20 protein-coding genes and 1 pseudogene are annotated in these 19,750 nt (G+C 69.6%); 13 read left to right on the forward strand and 8 right to left on the reverse strand.

From position 1 onward, the window contains the following. The 3 genes and pseudogenes from JWP28_RS10010 to JWP28_RS10020 all read left to right on the forward strand — a co-directional run. Window positions 1–416: pseudogene (locus JWP28_RS10010) on the forward strand (peptidase S10); the annotation flags it as partial. Window positions 417–660: 244 nt separating this feature from the next. Continuing rightward, a complete protein-coding gene (locus JWP28_RS10015; RefSeq protein ID WP_299542594.1) occupies window positions 661–2,421 on the forward strand; it encodes a class I adenylate-forming enzyme family protein in 1,761 nt (586 codons plus the stop codon). Continuing rightward, complete coding sequence (locus tag JWP28_RS10020; RefSeq protein WP_299542633.1) at window positions 2,418–3,161, forward strand: TlyA family RNA methyltransferase; 744 nt, start codon at window positions 2,418–2,420, stop codon at window positions 3,159–3,161. Before JWP28_RS10015 ends, JWP28_RS10020 begins: the two co-directional genes overlap by 4 nt. Before the next feature lie 35 nt (window positions 3,162–3,196). Here JWP28_RS10020 and JWP28_RS10025 read toward each other — a convergent pair whose 3' ends face one another. Continuing rightward, on the reverse strand, window positions 3,197–3,805 hold the full coding sequence (locus tag JWP28_RS10025) for a glycine zipper 2TM domain-containing protein (RefSeq protein WP_299542596.1): 609 nt from the start codon (window positions 3,803–3,805) through the stop codon (window positions 3,197–3,199). Between the two features lie 158 nt (window positions 3,806–3,963). On the opposite strand from JWP28_RS10025, the gene JWP28_RS10030 reads away from it, so the two are divergent. Next, entirely contained in the window at window positions 3,964–5,256 is a 1,293-nt protein-coding gene (locus JWP28_RS10030; RefSeq protein WP_299542598.1) for an RNA methyltransferase, read from the forward strand. 187 nt (window positions 5,257–5,443) lie between these two features. On the opposite strand, the gene JWP28_RS10035 is transcribed toward JWP28_RS10030, so the two are convergent. Continuing rightward, window positions 5,444–6,532, reverse strand: coding sequence for a PA0069 family radical SAM protein (locus tag JWP28_RS10035; protein ID WP_299542600.1), 1,089 nt, complete (start codon window positions 6,530–6,532; stop codon window positions 5,444–5,446). A 77-nt stretch (window positions 6,533–6,609) separates the two neighbouring features. Between JWP28_RS10035 and JWP28_RS10040 the strand changes: the two genes are divergently transcribed. Continuing rightward, window positions 6,610–7,050, forward strand: a complete 441-nt coding sequence (locus tag JWP28_RS10040) for a hypothetical protein (RefSeq protein WP_299542602.1) — start codon at window positions 6,610–6,612, stop codon at window positions 7,048–7,050. Here JWP28_RS10040 and JWP28_RS10045 read toward each other — a convergent pair. Together JWP28_RS10045 and JWP28_RS10050 are read right to left on the reverse strand one after the other, a co-directional pair. Continuing rightward, on the reverse strand, window positions 6,985–8,607 hold the full coding sequence (locus tag JWP28_RS10045; RefSeq protein ID WP_299542604.1) for a lytic transglycosylase domain-containing protein: 1,623 nt from the start codon (window positions 8,605–8,607) through the stop codon (window positions 6,985–6,987). The two genes, JWP28_RS10040 and JWP28_RS10045, sit on opposite strands and share 66 nt — an antisense overlap. Window positions 8,608–8,678: 71 nt before the next feature. Then, window positions 8,679–9,503 (reverse strand): uracil-DNA glycosylase, encoded by an 825-nt coding sequence (locus JWP28_RS10050; protein WP_299542606.1) that lies wholly within the window; start codon window positions 9,501–9,503, stop codon window positions 8,679–8,681. Between the two features lie 113 nt (window positions 9,504–9,616). On the opposite strand from JWP28_RS10050, the gene JWP28_RS10055 reads away from it, so the two are divergent. Further along, complete coding sequence (locus JWP28_RS10055) at window positions 9,617–10,888, forward strand: cytochrome P450 (protein ID WP_299542608.1); 1,272 nt, start codon at window positions 9,617–9,619, stop codon at window positions 10,886–10,888. Here JWP28_RS10055 and JWP28_RS10060 read toward each other — a convergent pair. Together JWP28_RS10060 and JWP28_RS10065 are read right to left on the reverse strand one after the other, a co-directional pair. Then, window positions 10,885–11,058, reverse strand: a complete 174-nt coding sequence (locus JWP28_RS10060; protein WP_299542610.1) for a hypothetical protein — start codon at window positions 11,056–11,058, stop codon at window positions 10,885–10,887. The two genes, JWP28_RS10055 and JWP28_RS10060, sit on opposite strands and share 4 nt — an antisense overlap. A gap of 23 nt (window positions 11,059–11,081) precedes the next feature. After that, window positions 11,082–12,221, reverse strand: coding sequence for a zinc-binding dehydrogenase (locus tag JWP28_RS10065; RefSeq protein ID WP_299542612.1), 1,140 nt, complete (start codon window positions 12,219–12,221; stop codon window positions 11,082–11,084). 123 nt (window positions 12,222–12,344) lie between these two features. Between JWP28_RS10065 and JWP28_RS10070 the strand changes: the two genes are divergently transcribed. The 3 genes from JWP28_RS10070 (at window position 12,345) to JWP28_RS10080 (ending at window position 13,818) form a co-directional block, all read left to right on the forward strand. Then, entirely contained in the window at window positions 12,345–12,962 is a 618-nt protein-coding gene (locus tag JWP28_RS10070; RefSeq protein ID WP_299542614.1) for a DUF938 domain-containing protein, read from the forward strand. A 62-nt stretch (window positions 12,963–13,024) separates the two neighbouring features. Next, window positions 13,025–13,345: a metalloregulator ArsR/SmtB family transcription factor gene (locus JWP28_RS10075; protein WP_299542616.1), complete on the forward strand. Its 321-nt coding sequence runs from the start codon at window positions 13,025–13,027 to the stop codon at window positions 13,343–13,345. Beyond that, the gene (locus tag JWP28_RS10080; RefSeq protein WP_299542619.1) at window positions 13,342–13,818 is read left to right on the forward strand and encodes an SRPBCC family protein; all 477 of its coding nucleotides are present in this window, start codon (window positions 13,342–13,344) and stop codon (window positions 13,816–13,818) included. The genes JWP28_RS10075 and JWP28_RS10080 overlap by 4 nt, the downstream gene beginning before the upstream one ends. Before the next feature lie 7 nt (window positions 13,819–13,825). Here the strand turns inward: JWP28_RS10080 and JWP28_RS10085 are convergent, their stop codons facing one another. Next, entirely contained in the window at window positions 13,826–13,993 is a 168-nt protein-coding gene (locus tag JWP28_RS10085; protein ID WP_299542621.1) for a hypothetical protein, read from the reverse strand. A gap of 8 nt (window positions 13,994–14,001) precedes the next feature. Beyond that, on the reverse strand, window positions 14,002–14,430 hold the full coding sequence (locus tag JWP28_RS10090; RefSeq protein ID WP_299542623.1) for a hypothetical protein: 429 nt from the start codon (window positions 14,428–14,430) through the stop codon (window positions 14,002–14,004). Between the two features lie 104 nt (window positions 14,431–14,534). Here JWP28_RS10090 and JWP28_RS10095 point away from each other — a divergent pair, with 104 nt between their 5' ends. The 4 genes from JWP28_RS10095 to JWP28_RS10110 form a co-directional block, all read left to right on the forward strand. Then, complete coding sequence (locus JWP28_RS10095; protein ID WP_299542625.1) at window positions 14,535–14,918, forward strand: cupin domain-containing protein; 384 nt, start codon at window positions 14,535–14,537, stop codon at window positions 14,916–14,918. 80 nt (window positions 14,919–14,998) lie between these two features. Beyond that, window positions 14,999–15,460 carry a VOC family protein gene (locus tag JWP28_RS10100; RefSeq protein ID WP_299542627.1) on the forward strand — a complete coding sequence of 154 codons (462 nt, stop codon included), beginning with the start codon at window positions 14,999–15,001 and terminating at the stop codon, window positions 15,458–15,460. 642 nt (window positions 15,461–16,102) lie between these two features. Beyond that, window positions 16,103–17,197 (forward strand): efflux RND transporter periplasmic adaptor subunit, encoded by a 1,095-nt coding sequence (locus JWP28_RS10105; RefSeq protein WP_299542629.1) that lies wholly within the window; start codon window positions 16,103–16,105, stop codon window positions 17,195–17,197. Further along, window positions 17,194–19,750 (forward strand): efflux RND transporter permease subunit (locus JWP28_RS10110; RefSeq protein WP_299542631.1); only part of this gene is annotated, 2,557 nt, incomplete at its 3' end. The genes JWP28_RS10105 and JWP28_RS10110, both read left to right, overlap by 4 nt.

A 19,750-nucleotide genomic window follows, 5' to 3' on the forward strand; every position in this document is an offset into this window, starting at 1 on the left:
CGCCGGACGGCCAGCGGGGCGACCCGATCCTCGACGCCATCATCGCGCCGACCACCAGCGCCATGGTCGACTTCGACACCCGCGTCGTCGGCTGGAAGGTCGAGGGCCGGTTCAACGCGCTCAGCTACGACGTGGGCGAGAACTGGGAGAAGGGCGTCGAGCTCACCGAAGCCACCACCGACCTGCGCCAGGCGATCGCCGCCGACCCCAAGATGAAGGTGCTGATCGCCCACGGCTACGACGACCTGTCGTGCCCCTATTTCGTCTCGCGCCTGGTCATCGACCAGATGCCGATCACTGGCGACCCGGGGCGGGTGAAGCTGTCGATCTATCCGGGCGGGCATATGTTCTACAGCCGTCCGGCCAGCCAGGCCGCCTTCCGCACCGACGTGATGCAGGTGTTCGGGGCGCACTGACTTGCCACCTTCCTCTCCCACGAAGCGGGAGAGGGGGACCGCTCGCCGCAGAGCGAGCGGTGGAGAGGGCAAGCCTCAGGCGCCGAGCTTGCCGCTTGCCCTTCCCACCATCGGCTCTTCGGCCGACGGTCCCCCCTTCCCATAAATGGGAAGGGTAGGCGTTTGCCTCGGGCGCTGGGTTATGGTTGTTCACCTATGACGCCGCGCGGGCGGAAGACCTGCGCGCGAGCATAGGAGACGACGCATGTCCGAGGCCGTTTTGCCGGCCGGCTGGCCCGCCATGTCGATTGCGCAGGCGCACGCTCTGATCACCCAGCCGGGCTCGCCGCTGGAGGTCGAGGAGATCGACATCCGCGGCGTGCGGACCAAGGTCTGGAAGAACCTGCCGCCGAGCCTGCGCGCGGTGGTCGAGGCGGGCCGGGCCCACGGCGAACGGATCTTCCTGGTCTACGAAGACGAACGGGTGAGCTTCGAGGCCTTCTACCGCGCCGTGGCCGCGCTGGCCGCGGAGCTGGCCGCCCAAGGCGTCGGCAAGGGCGACCGGGTGGCGGTGATCATGCGCAACCTGCCGGAGTGGGTGACGGCCTTCTATGCGGCGGCCTCCCTGGGCGCCGTAGTGACGCCGCTCAACGCCTGGTGGACCGGCCCGGAACTGGAATACGGCCTGACCGATTCCGGAACCAAGATCGCGATCATGGACGCCGAGCGCTACGAGCGGATGACCGAGCACCTGCCCAATTGTCCGGCGCTGGCGCGGGTCTATGTGAGCCGGGCGCGCGAGGAGATCGCCCATCCTCTGGTGACCAAGCTGGAAGACGTCATCGGCGCGCCAGGCGCCTGGAGGGACCTGCCGGCGAGGGATCTGCCGGCGGCCGACATCGGGCCCGAGGACGACGCCACCATCTTCTACACCTCCGGCACGACGGGTAAGCCGAAGGGCGCGCTGGCCACCCAGCGCGGCGTGAACACCAACATCTTCACCGCCGCCGCGGCCGGGGCGCGAAGCTTCCTGCGCAAGGGCGAGGCGCCGCCTGCGCCCGATCCCGAGGGTCCACAGCGCTCGTCGTTGATCTCGGTGCCCTTCTTCCACGTCACCGGCTGCATGGCGGTCCTGAACCCCAGCCTGTTCAGCGGCGCGAAGCTGGTGATGATGCACAAGTGGGACGTGATCCGCGCCTTCGAGCTGATCGAGCGCGAGAAGATCCAGTCGGCCGGCGGCGTGCCGACCATCGCCTGGCAGCTGGTCGAGCACCCCGCGCGGACCAACTACGACCTGTCTTCGCTGGAGGCGGTGGCCTACGGCGGCGCGCCGTCCTCGCCGGAGCTGGTGCGTCGGCTGCGCGAAACCTTCCCGAAGTCGCAGTCCGGGCAAGGCTGGGGCATGACCGAAACCTGCGCCACCGTGACCTCCAACAGCGGCGAGGACTACGCCAATCGCCCGGACAGCTGCGGGCCGGCCGCGGCCGTGGCTGAACTGCAGATCCGCGACGCGGCCGACGGCGTCACCGTGCTGCCCGCCGGCCAGGTCGGCGAGCTGTGGTCCAAGGGTCCGATGAACGTGAAGGGCTATTGGAACAAGCCGGAAGCCTCGGCCCAGACCTTCGTCGACGGCTGGGTGCGCACCGGCGACCTGGCGAAGCTCGACGACGAGGGTTTCTGCTACATCATCGACCGGGCCAAGGACATGCTGATCCGCGGCGGCGAGAACATCTACTGCGTGGAGGTCGAGAACGCCCTCTACGACCATCCGGCGGTGATGGACGCCGCCGTGGTCGGCATTCCGCACCGCACGCTCGGCGAAGAGCCCGGCGCGGTGGTGACCCTGAAGCCGGGCATGCACGCCACGGAAGAGGAGCTGCGCGCCCACGTCGCCGAGCGGCTGGCGGCCTTCAAGGTGCCGGTGGCGATCAAGTTCTGGCACGAGGTGCTGCCGCGCAATCCGAACGGCAAGATCCTCAAGAACGAACTCAAGAAGCTGTTCGAAGACGAGCAGGCGCTCGCCTGAGGAGGACCCGGGCCGACCTCCTGCTGGTCGCGCGCGGCCTGTTCGAAAGCCGCGCCAAGGCCCGCGCCGCCATCGAGGCCGGCGGCGTGATGGCCGATGGGCGGCCGGTGCTGAAGGCCGCCGAACTGCTGGCGAACGATGCGGTGCTCGACGCGGCTCCGGCGCATCCCTGGGTCGGGCGCGGCGCCCTGAAGCTGGAGCACGCGCTGGCGACCTGGCCGATCGCGGTCGAAGGTCGCGTGGTCCTGGATGTCGGCGCCTCCACCGGCGGCTTCACCGAGGTCTGCCTCGCGGCCGGCGCGCGGCGGGTCTACGCCGTCGACGTCGGGCGAGGACAGCTCCACGCCAGCCTGATCGACGACCCGCGGGTGACGGTTCTCGAAGGCGTCGACGCCCGGACGCTGACGCTCGCCGAAATTCCCGAGCCGCCCCAGCTCGTGGTCTGCGACGTGAGCTTCATCGGGCTCGCCAAGGCGCTGCCGGCGGCGCTGAAGCTGGCGGACGAGGGCGCTGACCTCGTCGCCCTGGTCAAGCCGCAGTTCGAGGTCGGGCCCGAGCGGGTGGGGAAGGGCGGTCTCGTCAAGGACCCGGCCGCGCGGGAGGAAGCCCTGGAGGGCGTGAAGGGCTTCCTGGCGGACGTAGCCTGGGCGGTCCGGGCCGCGATCGACAGCCCGGTCGAAGGCGGCGGCGGCGCCCGCGAATACCTGCTTTGGGCGCAAAAGAATGGCCGCCCGCGCTGACGCGGGCGGCCAGGGCGTGCTCTCGGCAGAAACCCTTAGTCGACGACGCGGTAGCGGCCGCTGTCGTCGGGGCAAACCCGCACGAAGCGGCGGTCGACGCGGCCGTCCGGCATGTAGACCGGGCTTTCGGCGACCGTGCAGCCGTCGGAGCCGACGCGGTCTTCCATCACCCGCAGGCGGGCGCCGTGGCGGCCATAGGCCCAGACGGTCTCGCGCTCGGCGTAGCGCGGCGGTGGCGGGGCGTAGTCGGCGTCGCTGTAGGCCTGGGGCTCCGGCTGGTAATAGGCCGAGGGCGGCGGCGGCGGCGGCGCATCCCTGTAGGAATAGGCCGGCGGCGGGCCGTCGGTGCAGGCCGCCGTGTTCTTGCCGACGGTCGCGCCGGCGATGGCGCCGACCACGCCGCCCAGCAACGAGCCGTCGCTGCGGTGGCCTCTGGCCGCAAACTGCGAGCCGAGCACTGCCCCGCCGGCGCCGCCGATCAGGGCGCCGGCGATCCCGCGGTTGCCCGCGTCGCGGCGGCAAGGGTCGTAGTTGCTGTAGCCCGGGCCATAGGGCTGGGCGGAGGCCGCGGCGGCGGCGCCTAGGGCCATCAGGCCGGCCGCGGCGGCCAAGGCGCCCTTGGCGAAGGTCGAAGACTTGGTCATGGGTATCCCTCTCTCGAATTCCTGAGCGGCTTATTGGCGGCTTCGGGTTTCGTTGTCGCCCAGCCAAGCTGAACGGAGCTTGAGTGGTCCGTTCATCTTCGTTCATGCCGCCTTACCGCTCTCGCACGAGGACGCCCATTCCCCATGACGCCGCACTCATGAAGCCTGGCGCGCGACGCCATAAGCCACGCGGCGGTCCTGGGCGCACGGCCGGCCCGCCGGTCGAGCTGGTCATCGAGACGATCGGCGGCGAGGGCGACGGCGTGGCCCCAGGCCCGGCCTTCGTGCCCTTCACCCTGCCGGGCGAGCGGGTGCTGGCGACGGGAGCGGGCGAGCGGCGGGAGTTGCTCCAGGTGCTGCAGCCGAGCGAGGACCGCGTGGTCCCGCCGTGCCCCCATTTCGGGACTTGCGGCGGCTGTGCGTTGCAGCACTGGGCGCACGACCCCTACCTGGCCTGGAAGGTGGAGCGGCTGGCGGGGACCCTGGCGCGCCAGCAGATCGAGACGGAGATCCTCGCCCCCTTCGCGGCGGGCCCTGCGACCCGGCGGCGGCTGGCGCTGCACGCCCGGCGCGGCGGCCGCGAGACCGCACGCCTGGGCTTCAAGGCGCGGAAGTCCTGGGACCTGGTGGAGATCGGCGTCTGCCCGATCGCCGACCCGGCGATCCAGGCGGCGATCCCGGCGCTGAAGCGGCTGGCCGCGCCGCTGTTCGAGCATCCGAAATCGGCGCCGACGCTGCACGTGACCCTGACCGCGAGCGGCCTCGACGTGGACATCTCCGGCGTGGAGCGGAAGTCGGGCGGCCTTTCCGCCGACGCCCGCGTCCAGCTCGCCGAGCGCGCCGCGGAGGCCGACTTCGCCCGGGTGACGATCGACGGTGAGGTCGCCTATCAGGCCCGCGCGCCCCAGGTGCGCTTCGGCCAGGCGGTCGTCGCCCTGCCGCCCGGCGCCTTCCTGCAGGCGACACCGCAGGCCGATGTCGCGATGGCCGCCTTTGTCGCCGAGGCGGCGGCCGGCGCCGGCCGGATCGCCGACCTCTACTGCGGGGTCGGGACCTTCACCTTCCGCCTGGCGGAGGTCGCCCAGGTGTACGCCGCCGACTTCGCGCCCGAGGCCATCCGCGCCTTGGGCGGCGCCCTGGCCGCCGCGCCGGGATTGCACGGCGTCACCGCCGAGGCGCGCGACCTGGTCCGCCGCCCGGTGCTGGCCGAGGAGCTGAAGAAGACCGACGTCGCCGTCTTCGACCCGCCCCGCGCCGGCGCCGCCGAACAGACCGCCGAACTGGCCCGCTCGGCGGTGGGCCGGGTCATCGGCGTGTCCTGCAACCCCGCCACCTTCGCCCGCGACGCCCGCACCCTGATCGACGCCGGCTTCGCCCTGGATCGCGTGCTGCCGGTCGACCAGTTCCTCTGGTCCCCGCACATCGAGCTGGTGGGGGTGTTTTCGAGGTAGATTGCCTCCCCCGCGAAGCGGGGGAGGGGGACCATCGGCCGACGAGCCGATGGTGGAGGGGGCGAGGTCAAGCTCGGAGCCCAGTCCCGCCCCCTCCACCACTCGCTCGGAGCCTGTCCTCGGGCCGACCTCCGTTCGGTCCCGGGGGGCGAGCGGTCCCCCTTCCCCGTGAACGGGGAAGGCAAGGTCATCCAAACAAGTCGATCTGGCTTCCCGGCTTCGGAGGCACGCGGAACTGGGCGAGATCCAGCGGCGGCAGCTTCTCCCCAAGGCCGTAGCGCACCTTGGCTGTCGCGAAGCGGCGGGACATCAGGGCCGCGATCGGGCCTTCGCCCTTCATCCGCTTGCCCCATTGGCTGTCGTAGGTCTTGCCGCCGCGCATCTGGCGGACCAGCGACATGACGCGGGCGGCGCGGTCCGGATGGTCGGTGGCGAGCCACTCCTGGAAGAGGTCGGCGATCTCCATCGGCAGGCGCAGCGCCACATAGCCGGCGCCGCGCGCGCCGGCGGCGGCGGCGCGTTCCAGCACCGCCTCCATCTCGTGGTCGTTCAGGGCCGGAATGCAGGGGGCGAACATGACGGCGACCGGAACTCCGGCGTCGGCCAACCGCCGAACCGCGTCGAGGCGCTTTTCCGGCGTGGCGGCGCGCGGCTCCATGGAACGGGCCAGCTTGCGGTCCAGCGTGGTGATCGAGATCGCCACCCGCACCAGGTTCCGCTCGGCCATCGGCGCGATCAGGTCGAGGTCGCGCAGGATCAATCCCGACTTGGAGATCACCGAGAACGGATGCCTGAATCGCGACAGCACCTCGATGACCTGGCGGGTGACGCGCAGGCGGCGTTCCTGCGGCTGGTAGGGGTCGGTGTTGCCGCCGATGTGGATGACTTCGGGGACATAGCGGGGATTGGAGAGCTCGCGCTCCAGCAGCCGGGCGGCCTCCGGCTTGAAGAACAGCTTGGATTCGAAGTCGAGGCCAGGCGAGAGGCCCATGTAGGCGTGGGCGGGCCTGGCGTAGCAGTAGATGCAGCCGTGCTCACAGCCGCGGTAGGGATTGATCGAGGCGGAGAAGCCGACGTCCGGGCTGTCGTTGCGGGTGATGATCACCATCGCCTTCTCGGGCGAGATCGTGGTGGTCAGCTGCACCGGCTCGATGTCGTCGGGCGTCCAGCCGTCGTCGAAGGCTTCCCGGGCCTGCGCCTCGTAGCGGCCGGTGGCGTTGGTGCGGGCCCCGCGGCCCCGGGGCGCCTGGGAGAGCTGTTGGGTGAAGGTGGTCACTCGCGAAGGCTAGCGCTGGTGACGGAACAAAACAAGAACTCATTGACCGCGACCGCAGGCGCAGGGTTTGTGGCGGCATGCTTACCGTGATCGTGGAGACGGCTGACGCCGGGGACCGGCTGCCGGCGCTGCTGGCGGCGCTGACCTCGGCGGCGGTGGAGGGCCTAGTGCGCGAGGTGCTGATCGCCGGCGGCGGTCCGCCGGAGCTGCTGGCGGTGCTGCGCGAGGAGACCGGGGCGGAGCTGGCCGACGACCTGGCGGGCGCGCTGAGGGCCGCGCGATCGGACCGCCTGCTGATCCTGCCGGCGAAGATCCGGCTGAAGCCGGGATGGCTGGAGGCGCTGGCCACGCATCTGCGCAGTGGCGGCGGTGACGCCATGCTGGTGGGCGAGGGCGGCTTCTTCGGAGGGCAGGCCTATGGCGTCCTGCTGGGCCGTGCGCCGGCGGTGGCGCTAGCGCATCCCGATCTGAAGCGGCTGCGCGGCCAGCTGCGGCGCGGCGCGGTCCGGCTGGCCTAGGTCCAGGCGCTCGTCGATGGCCTTGTCGCCGGCGGCCAGGGCGTCGAGGCTCGGCGAGGCTTCGCCCCACATCCTGCGATAGGTCCAGTAGCCGGCCAGCACCCGCTGGACGTACATCCGCGTCTCCTGGGCCGGCAGGCATTCCATCAATAGCAGGCTGTCGGGATTGTCGCCCAGCATCTGGGCGGTCCTGGCGACCGTCGTGGGGCCGCCGTTGTAGGCCGCCACGGCCCGCACCAGGTCGTGGCCGACGCCGCGCTCCAGGAGCCAGCTGAAGTAGTCCTGGCCGACCCGCAGGTTGAAGGCGGGATCGAACAGCGGGGTCATGTCGGCCTTCAGCTTATCGTCGCCGGCGGCGGCCGCGGCGGCCTCGGGCATCAGCTGCATGAGGCCGGTCGCGCCGATCGGGGAGACGGCCTGTGGATTGAAGCGGCTCTCCTGGCGGACCAGGGCGTAGACCAGGGCCTTGTCGAGGGTGAAGCCGTTGCGGGGTTGCAGCTCCGGCGTCGGGTAGTCGAGGTCGTAACCCTTCGGCGGCGACGCCCGGTCGGCGAGGGACGTGCCCATCGCCAGGGTGAGGGCCTTCCAGTTCTGCTGCTCGGCCGGCGTGCGGGCCAGCGCCATGCCCGCGCGCAGCTCCTGGATGGCGTCGGAGCCGCGGCCGATCTGGGCCAGCGCCGCGGCGCGGTGGGCGCGGGGATCGGCGGCGACGAACCGGCCAAGGTCAACGAACGAGGCGGCGGCCGGCGCCTTGTAAGCCGCGAGCAGGAGCTGGGCCACGGGGTCGTCGGAGGGCGCAAGGCTGGCCTGGTCGGTGAGCTTGAGCTGGCGGGCCGCGAGAATGCCGTAGAAGGTCTCGGAATTGCGGGCCGCCGTCCGTAGATGTTGGGCAGAGCCCTTGGCGTCGTTCTGCGCCTCGGCCGAACGTCCGGCCCAGTAGGCGGCGGCGGACTGCAGCCAGGCGTCGCATTCGCCGTCGCGGGCGAGGTCAGCGAAAGCCGCCAGGGCCCGGTCGTAGGACTTCAGCCGGTAGGCGGCGAGGCCCTCGATCCAGCGGTCGCCGGAAGCGGAAGCCAAATTCAGCGCCCGGCGGGTGTCGCCGGCGTAGAAGGCCTCGCGTCCCCTGCGAGCCTTCTCCGAAAGCGTCGGGTTGGCGGCCGACGGGCCGTCGGACAGCGCGATCAGCGGCCGGGCGGCCTCGGCGGCCGGGTCGGTCTTGCGCTTTGAGGCCAGAGCGAAGATGCGGTCGGCGACCGGCAGGTCGCGGAACTTGGCGAGCCAGCCGGACAGTTCATCGAACGCCGCCACGTGCGCCGTCGGATGCATCAGCTCGCGGAACGACAGGTATCCCAGCAGCGAGGGGTCGGTGACTGCGGCGGTCTGCATCTGCGCGTCGATGAAGTCGCCGCGCTCGGTGGCGTCGAAAGCCGCCGTATAGGCGCGGGCGTCGTCAGGGGTGAGCGCCTGCGGGACCTCGGCGCGCGCAGGCGTGCAAACGCCGGCGGCGGCGATGGCGGCGGAGCAGGCAAGGCCCGCTAGGCGCTTCTTCAGCGTCATCCGTCGTCTGATCCGCGCGTTCCCTGATGCGGGCGGGCGCGGCCCTCTTCTCGATGTCCCCACAGCTAGGGTTAGGCGGGACGATCCTGCCGATCAAGCCTTTCCGTAAGGATAAGGAGGTCGGCCCAGGCGCGTTTCTTCGCCGCAGGCTGGCGTAGCAGGAAGGCCGGATGCAGCGTCGGCAGGGCCGGAATCCCGAGGCTCCCGTCGTTCGAGCGCCACTCGAACCAACGGCCACGAAGCGACAGAATTCCCTCATCTTTCTTCAACATCGCCTTGGCCGAAGCGCCGCCGGCCAGCAGCAGCATCTTGGGCTTCGCGAGCGCGATGGCGCGCTCCACGAAGGGCGCGCAGATGGCCTGCTCGGCCGGGGTCGGCGTGCGGTTGCCGGGCGGGCGCCAGAAGACGGTGTTGGTGATCAATACGCGATCCGTAAGCCCTGCGGCCGCCAGCATCCGGTCCAGGAGCTGGCCCGCGCGCCCCACGAACGGCTGGCCCTGACGGTCCTCCTCCTGCCCCGGCCCCTCGCCGATCACCATCAGCGGCGCCTTGGGATCGCCGCGATAGACCACCGCCTGGGAGGCCGCGCCCTCGAACTTCAGCGGGCAGCCGTCGAAGGCGGCGATGGCGGCCACCAGCGCCTCCAGGTTGTCCGCCTCGGCGGCGAGCGCCCGGGCCTGGGCGACCGCGCCGGAGACGTCCGGCTGGCCCGGCCGGACGGGCGGGGGGGCCGCGGCGGCCGCAATCTTGCGCTCCGGGGCTCGCGGCGGCGCGACCTTCCCCGCCGCGATCCGATCGACCGGCTCGTCCAGCAGCATCGCGTCCACGCCCGCGTCCGCCCAGAAGGCGAGGAGGGATTCCGAGAGTCTGCTGGCGGGTTCGGAAGCGGCGGGCATCGCCGAAGTCTTGGCGACTGAAGCGGAGGCTGTCACCCAAGGAATGCTGTTTGGCTTGCGCGCCGCGGCCTTCGGGTCCTGAATGCTCCCAACGATAAGACCGGGAGGTCGCGATGCATGACGGTTCGGTGGACCTCAAGGCCGAGGCGCGGGCGCGAATCTACGCACAGCCGATCGAGGCGGTGGACCCGGCGCAGCCGGAGCTGTTCGCCGCCGACGCCATGTGGCCGATCTTCGAGCGCCTGCGCGCCGAGGACCCGGTGCACCGCACGGATTCGCCGGACTACGGCCCGTTCTGGTCGGTGACGCTGTGGAACGACATCATGGCGGTGGATTCCAACCACGGGGCCTTCTCGTCGGCCGACGGCATCACCTTGCAGAGCCTGGAATCCAAGGCCGAGCAGGCCAGGCGCGGCGCGCGGCCGAGCTTCATCTCCATGGACCCGCCGCGTCATGACGAGCAGCGCAAGACGGTGAGCCCGGTGGTGGCGCCCTCGAACCTGCAGGTGATGGGCCCGCTGATCCGCGAACGGGCCGGCCAGATCCTGGACCGCCTGCCGGTCGGCGAGGCGTTCGACTGGGTCGAGCACGTCTCGAAGGAACTGACGGCGATGACGCTCGCCACGCTGTTCGACTTCCCGCAGGAGGAGCGGCAGTTGCTGCCCTACTGGTCGGACATGATGACCAACGCACCCGGCCACGGGCCGGTGAAGAGCTGGGAACACAAGCGCGAAGTGCTCGACGAAATGGTCGCCCGCTTCACCGGCATGTGGAACGACCGCGTGAACGCGCCGCCGTCGGGCGACCTCATCTCGATGCTGGCGCACGGCGAGTCGACGCGGAACATGGACAGGGCCGAGTACGCCGGCAACCTCGGCCTGCTGATCATCGGCGGCAACGACACCACGCGGAACACCATCTCCGGCTCGGTCTATGCGCTGAACAAGCACCCGGCCCAGTACCGGAAGCTGCGCGAGGACCCCACGCTGATCCCAGCTATGGTCTCGGAGACCATCCGCTGGCAGACCCCGCTGGCGCACATGGCGCGGACGGCGACGCAGGACGTCGAGCTGGGCGGCAAGACCATCAAGGCCGGCGACCGGGTGGTGATGTGGTACGACACGGGCAACCGCGACCCCGGCGCGGTCCAGGACACACACAGCTACCTGATCGACCGCGAGCGGCCGCGGCATCACATGTCGTTCGGGTTCGGCATACACCGCTGCGTCGGCAACCGGCTGGCGGAACTGCAGCTGACCATCATCTGGGAAGAGATCATGAAGCGCTTCCCGACGATCGAGCTCGTCGCCGAGCCCTCGCGCACCCATTCGATCTTCGTGAAGGGTTACGAGACCCTGCCGGTAGTGATCCCGAGCCGCCACTAGGGCGCGGTCAGGTCATACGCATCCAGAAGCTCGCGCCAGAGGTCGAGCTCGGCCATCGGGCCGCGATCCTCCGAAAGGTGATCTCGGCGTGGTTCAGCAGGTGGTCCTGCAGCCAGCAGGCCCTGGCGGAACTGGGCGTCCTGGGGGCTCGGAGAAGCCGTGTCAGGCATGGGCGCGTCGAGGCCGCCTGCGCCTAGCCGATCCCCTTGTTCGGGTTGATCAGGTACTTCTCGCCGGTCGCGCGCCGGTTGTAGGCGGCGATGACGTCCGGCTGCAGGGCCTCGGCCAGGCTGATCTCGGCGGTGTACTGGCTGGCGAAGGTGGTCTTGAGCTCGGCCGCCACCCGTTCGCGCAGCTTCTGGCCCTCCGCGGGGCCGATCTTCATCAGGAACGGCGTCAAGAGCCAGCCGCCCAGGCCCCACGCCATGCCGTAGCTGCGGACAAGCTCGGTCGGCCGGGTGTCGAGGCCGCCGTAGATATAGACCTGCTTGTGCACCGAGGAGCCGTAGCGGCTGTAGACCGTGGCGCGCTGATTGATCGCCGCCTCCATGGCGCCCAGGATCTGACCCGCCAGCTTGCCGCCGCCGATGGCGTCGAAGGCGAGCGTCGCGCCGGTCTCCACCAGCGCCTTGGTGAGGTCGTCCAGGAAGGTCGGCGCGGTGGAGTCGACCACGTGAGGCGCGCCGATGTCGGTGAGGATGTGGGTCTGCTCGCGGCTGCGGACGATGTTCACCAGGCCGATGCCGTCCTGCAGGCAGATCTTGTTGAGCATCTGGCCGAGGTTGGAGGCCGCGGCGGTGTGGACCAGCGCGGTGTGGCCCTCCCGGCGCATGGTCTCCACCATGCCGAGCGCGGTCAGCGGATTGACGAAGCAGGAGGCGCCCTCGGCCGGCGTCGCGCCGGGCGGCAGGGGCAACACGTCGGCGGCCTTCAGGGTGCGGTACTGGGCGTACATGGCGCCCCCGATCCCCGCCACGGCCTTGCCGAGCAGGGCCTGAGCGGCGGGGTTGGAGCCCGCGGCCACGACGACGCCCGCGCCCTCGTTGCCGACCGGCATGGACTGGTCGACGCGCCCGGCCATCGCCCGCATGAACTGTTGCGGAACGGCGGCGGTGACGACCGGACCGGCTGCGGCCTTGGCCGTCGACATATCGGCGGCGCCCAGCAGCAGGCCGAGGTCCGAGGGATTGATCGGCGAACCCTCGATGCGCACCAGGATCTCGTCGGGACCGGGATCGGGGATGTCGACCTTGGCGAGGGAAAGCTCGAGCTCGCCGCTGGCCTTGATCAGCGAGCGCAGCTGCAGGCCGGAGCCCGGATTTCCGTTGGCCATGGTGGTTTCCTTATCGCGTCGTTGAAGCGCGTGACAGAACCGCTTTGCGGCGGCCGGGGCAATACAGAACCCCTGTTGCAGCGATCAGCGGCGCTGGCGCTCGATCCGGTCTAATCTTGAGCCATGAGCGACACCTTGCCCGACGGCGCGCGGACATCGCCCGCCACGGCCCGCAACCGCCAGCCGATCCTGGAGGTCCTGCAGCCGCGGCTGCCGGCCGGGGCGCGGGTGCTGGAGGTGGCGAGCGGGGCGGGGGAGCATGCGGTGTTTCTGGCCGAGGCGCTGCCGGGCATGCCCTGGCAACCCAGCGACCGGGACGACGAGGCGCTGGCCAGCATCGCCGCCTGGCGAACCGCGACCGGGCTGGCGAACCTGGCCCCGCCGCTGCGGCTCGACGCGGCCGACCTGGCGTCGTGGCCGGAGGGCCCGTTCGAAGCGGTCGTCTGCATCAACATGATCCACATCTCCCCATGGGCCGCCTGCGAGGGCTTGGTAGCCGGGGCAGGGCGGGTCATGACGCCGGGCGGCCGGCTGTTCCTCTACGGTCCGTTCCTCGAGGCGGACGTCGAAACGGCGCCCAGCAATCTCGCCTTCGACCAGAGTCTGAAGGCCCGCGATCCGGCCTGGGGTCTTCGCGACCTTGCGGCGGTGACGGCCCTGGCGGGGGCGCACGGCCTCGCCCTCGCCGAACGGATCGGCATGCCGGCCAACAACCTGATCGTGATGTTCGAGAAGGCTTAGTTAGCTCTTGAGCTAAGTGTCTGGCCCTGATACTTAGCCTTATGGAACAGTATCCGGAGCCATTGAGCAGCGTCTTCCAGGCGCTCGCCGATCCGACCCGGCGCGCCGTCCTGGGGCGGCTGGGCGAGGGCCCGACGAGCGTCGGTGAGCTGGCCGAGCCGTTCGACATGGCCCTGCCATCGTTCATGAAGCACATCCGCTGTCTCGAGGGCAGCGGGTTGATCCGGACGCGCAAGCAGGGCCGGGTGCGGACCTGCGCCATCCAGACGAAGCCGTTCGCGATCGCCGAGGCCTGGCTGTCGGCCCAGCGCGCCCTGTGGGAAGGCCGCACCGACCGGCTCGAGCAGTTCGTCACCGCCCAGCAGAAGGACACGTCCCAATGACCGAAGCCGTGAACCCGGACCTCGACCTGACGATCTCGCGGGTGATCAAGGCGCCGCGGCAGGCGGTGTGGCGCGCCTGGACCGATCCGGCGAGCTTCGAGCAATGGTGGATCCCCGCGCCGGCCCGGTGCAAGGTCGTGGACATGGATCTGCGCCCCGGCGGCGCGTTCGCCACCCTGATCAGCGAGAACGGCGCCGATTTCGCCCCGCACGTCAGCGGCTGCTTCCTGGCCGTGGACGATCAGCGGCGGATCGTCTTCACCAACGCCCTGGTCGGCGGATGGCGACCCGCCGAGCAGCCCTTCATGACGGCGGTCATCGCGCTGCAAGACCATCCGCTGGGCACGGACTACGTCGCCCGTGTGATGCACAAGGACGGCGCCGACCGGGCGCGGCACGAAGAGTTGGGCTTCTACGACGGCTGGGGAACGGTGACCGCACAGCTGGCCGCGCTGGTCGAGAAGGCCGCGTGACGGCGTGCTAGGTCTTCTTCAGGTCGGGACGGGCGGCGAGGAAGGCCGCGCGCTCGGCGGCGCTCAGCACCTTACCGGGCTTCTGGCGCGAGACCCTGGGCGTCGGCGGGGCGTAGACGCCGGTGGGGGGCGAACCGCCCTTGAGGTCGGAGAGGCGCTTGGGCGGAGGTTTCATCGCACGTCCTAGCGCTTGCGGAAGCGCTTGGCCTCGGCGGCCAGGGACGAGCCCCAGGGGTCGGGGCGATTGTCTTCCGGCAGGAAGGGAAGCGAGCCCGCCACGCCGCGAAGCGCCAGCCAGAGCTGCTGGTTGAAGTGGGCAAGCGTCCGCAACGGCCGCCGCTTGTCGTCGGTGACGTCCCAGCCCTCGGCCTCGAAGGCCGCCACCTGGGCCGCGAGCGGCAGGCTTTCCACCCCGTCCCAACTGGCCGGGCGGGGATGCTCCTCGGCCTGGTCGGCGGTGAGGCCGAAATTCTTCTGCGAGCACGAGTCGATCTCGGGATGCTCGGCGCGGGCCTCGGGCTCGGCGAACTCGCGCTTCAGGAGCGCGCGGTATTCGAGGTCGGCGACGCCCGGCAGGTCGATGAGGCGGCGAAGCGCGGTCGGGCGATCCATGAGGGCGCCTTATCGCGGATTGCCGGCCTCAGGTTGAAAAAAGCGTTCGCCGCGGCCGCGACTTTCGGTTCCATGGGCAAGCATAGCCATAAGGGGCGCCCCGAATGATCTTCGCCTTGCTCGCCGCCGCCGCGGCCGCCGCGATCCCGGTCCGCGAGCCGGTCGCGACCTTCAATCTCGCCCAGGACAAGGCGGTGCATCAGGTGGAGGTGATGCGCGTGCAGTTCCTTCCGGGCCAGGTCATGCCGCGCCACGTGCATCCGGCGCCGGTGGTCTGCGTCGTCCAGGCCGGCGCCTTTGCGGCCAAGATCGGCGACGCGCCCGAGACCCGCTATGCGACCGGCGAGGCGACCTTCGAACCGGCCGGGGTGGTGATCGGCTACTTCCGCAACGTCTCGGCGACGGAGCCGGCGACCCTGGTCTGCGCCTTCCTGGCCGGGGCCGAGGACAAGACACTCAGCACCATGCTGCCGGAACCGGCGCGCTAGCCGAGAAATCCACAGGGCGTTGTCGGCGCGGAGCCCTCGCCGGCGTCCTATGGGCCCGGGGCGCCCCCAAGGAGGACGACATGCCGAAGATCCATCCGTTCCTGTGGTTCGACAAAGAGGCCGAGGAGGCGATGAATTTCTACGTCTCCCTGTTCCCGAATTCGAAGGCGCTGTCGGTGCAGCGTGGCCCGGGAGGCGGCGTGATGACCGCCGACTTCGAGCTGGACGGCCAGCGGATCAGCGCGCTGAACGGCGGACCGGTGTTCAATTTCTCGGAAGCCGTCTCCTTCGTCATCGACTGCAAGGACCAGGCAGAGGTCGACTACTATTGGGACAAGCTGGTCGAGGGCGGTCAGCCCAGCCAGTGCGGCTGGCTGAAGGACCGGTTCGGCCTTTCCTGGCAGGTGGTGCCGGCGGCGCTGTTCGAGACCATCGGCGGCCCGGACCCCGAGGGCCGCAAGCGGGCGATGGCGGCGATGATGCAGATGAGCAAGCTCGACGTTGCGACCTTGGAGCGGGCTTACAGGGGCGAGGCCGCCTAATCCGGCCGGAACTCCGGCTCGGGGCTGGCCGCCTTGCCTTGGGCGGCTTCAGCAGGAGCCGTTGCGCCTGGACGCCCGATCCTACGACGCCGAAACGCTACCCTGGATGTAGGGCAGGGCGACGTTGGCGATGGTAAGGTCAAACGTGTTCATCAGGGTCGCCAGGGTCAGGCCGCCCCGTGATCGGGATGCGGTTTGCGATGTCCTGGGACGACGCCATCAATCGCCGCCAGGCCGTCGCGAAGGCGGGTTGCTATACGCAGGGTTGTGAAGCGCTTGCGCGGTCAAGCGGCGATCGGCGCCGATGTTGGCGGCCTCCCCTGAGGCGTGCGGCGGGCACGCCCGACGGCCTGGCTTTACGCGCTGCGCCCACCACGACGCTTGTACGCGCCCGCCGCTTCAGTCGACCGCAGCGCCGCGTCTTGACCGTTTCCATTGTGCAATGCGGCGCCATCCTTCGGAAGGCCAGGTGGACTATCAGGCCCAGCGTTACCTGCAGTGCGTGCCAGACGGGCGCTGTGTGGCCCGAGCGAATCTGACGGCGGATTAGCGGCAAGGGACCCGAGAGCGATGGCGGCTCGCCGAAGAAATCGATGGGGTTTCATCGTATTGGGGCTGGTGGCCGTCGCCTTGGTGGCTTGGGTGCTGACCCACCGCAAGAAGGCGCCGCCACCCGGTCCCCCTCCCGTCGCGGTGACCACGGCGACGGTGGCCGTGCAGGACATCCCCCTCACGGTAAGCGCCCTGGGCGCGGCGCAGGCTTGGAACAGCGCCACCATCCGAGCGCAGGTGAGCGGCATGTTGTTGCGTGTCCCGGTCCGGGAAGGCTCCGACGTGCGGGCCGGCGACCTTCTGGCTGAGATCGATCCCAGGCCTTTCCAGGCTGCGCTGCAGCAGGCGCAGGGCGCGCTGAACCGCGACCAGGCATTGCTCGATGTCGCCCGGGTGCTGTTGGCGCGCGATAAGCAACTGCTGGCCCAGGACTCCATTGCCCGCCAGGACTTCGATACTCAGGCCGCGCTGGTCAAGCAGGACGAAGGGATCGTCGAACTCGATAAGGGCGTCGTGGAGACCGCGGCGATCAATCTGAAGTACTGCCGGATCACCGCGCCCACGGACGGCCGGGTCGGCGTTCGCCTTGTCGACCCCGGCAACCTAGTGAGCAGCACCGACACCACCGGCGTGCTGATCCTCAACCAGATCACCCCGATCGCTGTGACGTTCACAGTGCCGGAGGGCGATTTCCAGCGCCTGGCCAGTGTCTCGAACCGTTTCCACGCACCCCTCGCAGTCCAGGCGCTCAGCCAGGAGACCGGCGAGGCGCTCGGCGCCGGCGAGCTGAGCATCGCCGATAACCGTGTCGATCCGACCACGGGGACGGTGACGCTCAAGGCGCGCTTTGCCAATCCTTCGCACCAGCTCTGGCCCGGTCAGTTCGTCAATGTGCAGCTGGTGCTGCAGACCCTGCCGCGCGCTTTGACCATTCCGCTCGCTGCGGTCAATCGAGGTCCGAAGGGCGCCTTCGCCTATGTGGTGGGCGCCAACAGCAAGGTCTCGGTGCGGCCTGTTACGGTGACGACGGTAGAGGGCGCCACGGCCATCATCCAATCGGGCCTGAAGCCGGGTGAGGTGGTGGTCACCGACGGGCAACTGATCTTGAAGCCCGGCATGACGGTCAGGGCGCGTCCGTCCGCGCCGCAACCGGCGGCGGCGCCCGGCGGGGGGGTCTTCAAATGAACTTCTCCAGCACCTTCATCCGTCGCCCGGTCGCGACCTCGCTGATGGCGGCGGCGTTCCTGGTGTTCGGGATCGTCGCCTACGTGAACCTGCCGGTGTCAGCCCTGCCGGAGGTGGATTTCCCCACGATCCAGGTCACTGCCGCCCTGCCGGGCGCCAGTCCGGAAACCATGGCCTCGAACGTGGCCACGCCGCTGGAGCGGCAGTTCTCGCTGATTCCGGGCCTGACCGAACTCACGTCCACGAGCGTGCTTGGCTCGACGCAGGTAACCTTGCAGTTCGATCTGTCGAGAAATGTCGACTCCGCCGCCCAGGACGTGCAGGCGGCGATCAACGCGGCCAGCGGCCAGTTGCCCACCAACCTGCCCAGTCCGCCAACCTTCCGGAAGGTCAACCCGGCGGACGCGCCGGTGATGCTGATTGCGTTGCAATCCGACACCTTGCCGATCAGCAAGGTCAGCGACTATGCCGACAGCATCCTGGCGCAGCAGATCTCGCGCATCAGCGGGGTCGGCCAGGTCAATATCGGCGGCCAGCGCAAGCCGAGTGTTCGCATACAGATCGATCCGCGCAGGGCGGCGGCGCGCGGCATCCAACTCGACAGCATAAGGACTGCGATCACCCTCGGCACGGTGAACGCCCCCAAGGGCGTGATCAACGGACCGCAGAAGAACTACACCGTCTACGCCAACGATCAGATCCTCGAAGCGGCGACCTGGAACCAGCTGATCGTCGGCTACAACAGCACCAACGGCGCCCCGGTTCGGGTCAAGGACCTCGGCGACGCCATCGATAGCGTCGAAAACAACCAGGTCGGCGCCTGGGCCTATCCCGGCAAGGCGAACACCGACCCGACCCTCAGAAGCGGCCCAAGCATCCTGCTGGTCATCTTCAAGCAGCCCGGCGCCAATGTCATCGCCACCGTCGATCGCATCCAGGCGGCCTTGCCCCAGCTTCAGCACGACATCCCGCCCGGGATGGACATGCACATCGTGGCCGACCGCACCCAGACCATCCGCGCCTCGGTGCGGGACGTGGAGGTCACCCTCCTGATCACCATCGTGCTCGTGGTCATCGTGATCTTCCTCTTCCTGCGCAACCTGCGCGCCACCGTGATCCCCAGCATCGTGGTGCCCCTGGCCCTGCTGGCCACCGCCGCCGTGATGCTGCCGTTTGGCTTCAGCCTCGACAACCTGTCGCTGATGGCGATGACCATCGCCGTCGGGTTCGTCGTCGATGATGCGGTGGTGATGGAGGAGGTGATCTGGCGCCGTATCGAGGAGGGCCAGTCGCCCTTCGACGCGGCCGTCACCGGCGCCAGCGAGATCAGCTTCACCATCATGTCGATCTCGGTCTCGCTGGTCGCGGTCTTTACGCCCCTGATGTTCATGAGCGGGTTGGTCGGCCGGCTGATGCAGGAGTTCGCCATCACGCTCAGCGCCGCCGTCGTCCTGTCTGTGATCCTGTCGCTGACCCTGACGCCGATGCTGTGCGCAAAATTCCTTAAGCCGCCGACGCCGCCCACGAACTGGTTCACCAGGGGACTGGAGAACGGCTTCAAGAAGCTCGAGGACAGCTATGCGCGCACGCTGGATATGGTGCTGCGCCACATGCGCATCACGCTCGCGGTGTTTATCCTCAGCGCCGTGGCCGCCATCGCCCTCTACGCCACCGTGCCGACCGGTTTCTTCCCGCAACAGGACACCGGCCGCCTCAGCGGCGTCGTGGTCTCCTCGCAGGATGCCTCCTTCCTCAAGATGCAGGACAAGATCGAACAGGTCGCCGACGTGCTGCGGCAGGACCCGGCGATTACGGCCATCGGGGTCTTCGTCGGCGGTCAGACCACGAACCAGGCGAACCTCACCATCTCGCTGACGTCTCGCGACAGCGGCCGCAAGGAAACGGCCGACCAGGTGATCGCACGTCTGCGGCCCAAGCTCGGCCGGCTGGTCGGCGTGCAGACCTTCCTGCAGTCGAACCAGGACATCACCGTGGGCGGCCGCCCGGGACGCGCCCAGTGGCAGTACACCCTGTCCGATCCCGATCTAACCGAGCTCAATCGATGGGCGCCCGCATTGCTCGCGGAGATGCAGCAGATCCCGCAACTCACGGACGTCAGCTCGGATCAGCAGACAGACGCCTCGGCGGTGAACCTGACCATCGACCGCGACGCGGCCTCGCGGTTCGGGCTCACGCCGTTTGATATCGACGCCGCTATCTACGACCTCATCGGCCAGCGTCAGGCGACGCAGTATTTCACCCAGCTGAACAGCTACCACGTAGTGCTCGAAGCGCCCGCGGCCCAGCAGGCGACGCCGGCCTTGTTCAACACAGTGCGCCTGTTATCCCCGCTGACCGGCAAGACCGTGCCGCTGTCGCTGTTCGTCAAGGCGGACCCGACCGCGACCAGCGCCCTGTCAATCAGTCACCAAAGCCAGTTTCCGTCCGCGACGCTGACTTTCAACCTCGGCCCCGGCGTCTCGCTCGGCCAGGCGACGCAGCTTGTGCAGCGGGCGCGCGACCGGCTCGGCGCGCCCGTCACCTTGACCGGCT

The sequence above is a fragment of the Phenylobacterium sp. genome (genome assembly GCF_028290885.1).
In the GTDB taxonomy this organism is placed as follows: domain Bacteria; phylum Pseudomonadota; class Alphaproteobacteria; order Caulobacterales; family Caulobacteraceae; genus Phenylobacterium.

Bases quoted from the DNA above. Each gene is read 5' to 3' on its own strand.
- JWP28_RS10015 (WP_299542594.1), top strand. From the start codon at position 661: ATGTCCGAGGCCGTTTTGCCGGCCGGCTGGCCCGCCATGTCGATTGCG.
- JWP28_RS10025 (WP_299542596.1), bottom strand. From the start codon at position 3,805: ATGACCAAGTCTTCGACCTTCGCCAAGGGCGCCTTGGCCGCCGCGGCC.
- JWP28_RS10030 (WP_299542598.1), top strand. From the start codon at position 3,964: ATGAAGCCTGGCGCGCGACGCCATAAGCCACGCGGCGGTCCTGGGCGC.
- JWP28_RS10040 (WP_299542602.1), top strand. From the start codon at position 6,610: ATGCTTACCGTGATCGTGGAGACGGCTGACGCCGGGGACCGGCTGCCG.
- JWP28_RS10045 (WP_299542604.1), bottom strand. From the start codon at position 8,607: ATGACGCTGAAGAAGCGCCTAGCGGGCCTTGCCTGCTCCGCCGCCATC.
- JWP28_RS10050 (WP_299542606.1), bottom strand. From the start codon at position 9,503: ATGCCCGCCGCTTCCGAACCCGCCAGCAGACTCTCGGAATCCCTCCTC.
- JWP28_RS10055 (WP_299542608.1), top strand. From the start codon at position 9,617: ATGCATGACGGTTCGGTGGACCTCAAGGCCGAGGCGCGGGCGCGAATC.
- JWP28_RS10060 (WP_299542610.1), bottom strand. From the start codon at position 11,058: ATGCCTGACACGGCTTCTCCGAGCCCCCAGGACGCCCAGTTCCGCCAG.
- JWP28_RS10065 (WP_299542612.1), bottom strand. From the start codon at position 12,221: ATGGCCAACGGAAATCCGGGCTCCGGCCTGCAGCTGCGCTCGCTGATC.
- JWP28_RS10070 (WP_299542614.1), top strand. From the start codon at position 12,345: ATGAGCGACACCTTGCCCGACGGCGCGCGGACATCGCCCGCCACGGCC.
- JWP28_RS10080 (WP_299542619.1), top strand. From the start codon at position 13,342: ATGACCGAAGCCGTGAACCCGGACCTCGACCTGACGATCTCGCGGGTG.
- JWP28_RS10085 (WP_299542621.1), bottom strand. From the start codon at position 13,993: ATGAAACCTCCGCCCAAGCGCCTCTCCGACCTCAAGGGCGGTTCGCCC.
- JWP28_RS10090 (WP_299542623.1), bottom strand. From the start codon at position 14,430: ATGGATCGCCCGACCGCGCTTCGCCGCCTCATCGACCTGCCGGGCGTC.
- JWP28_RS10095 (WP_299542625.1), top strand. From the start codon at position 14,535: ATGATCTTCGCCTTGCTCGCCGCCGCCGCGGCCGCCGCGATCCCGGTC.
- JWP28_RS10100 (WP_299542627.1), top strand. From the start codon at position 14,999: ATGCCGAAGATCCATCCGTTCCTGTGGTTCGACAAAGAGGCCGAGGAG.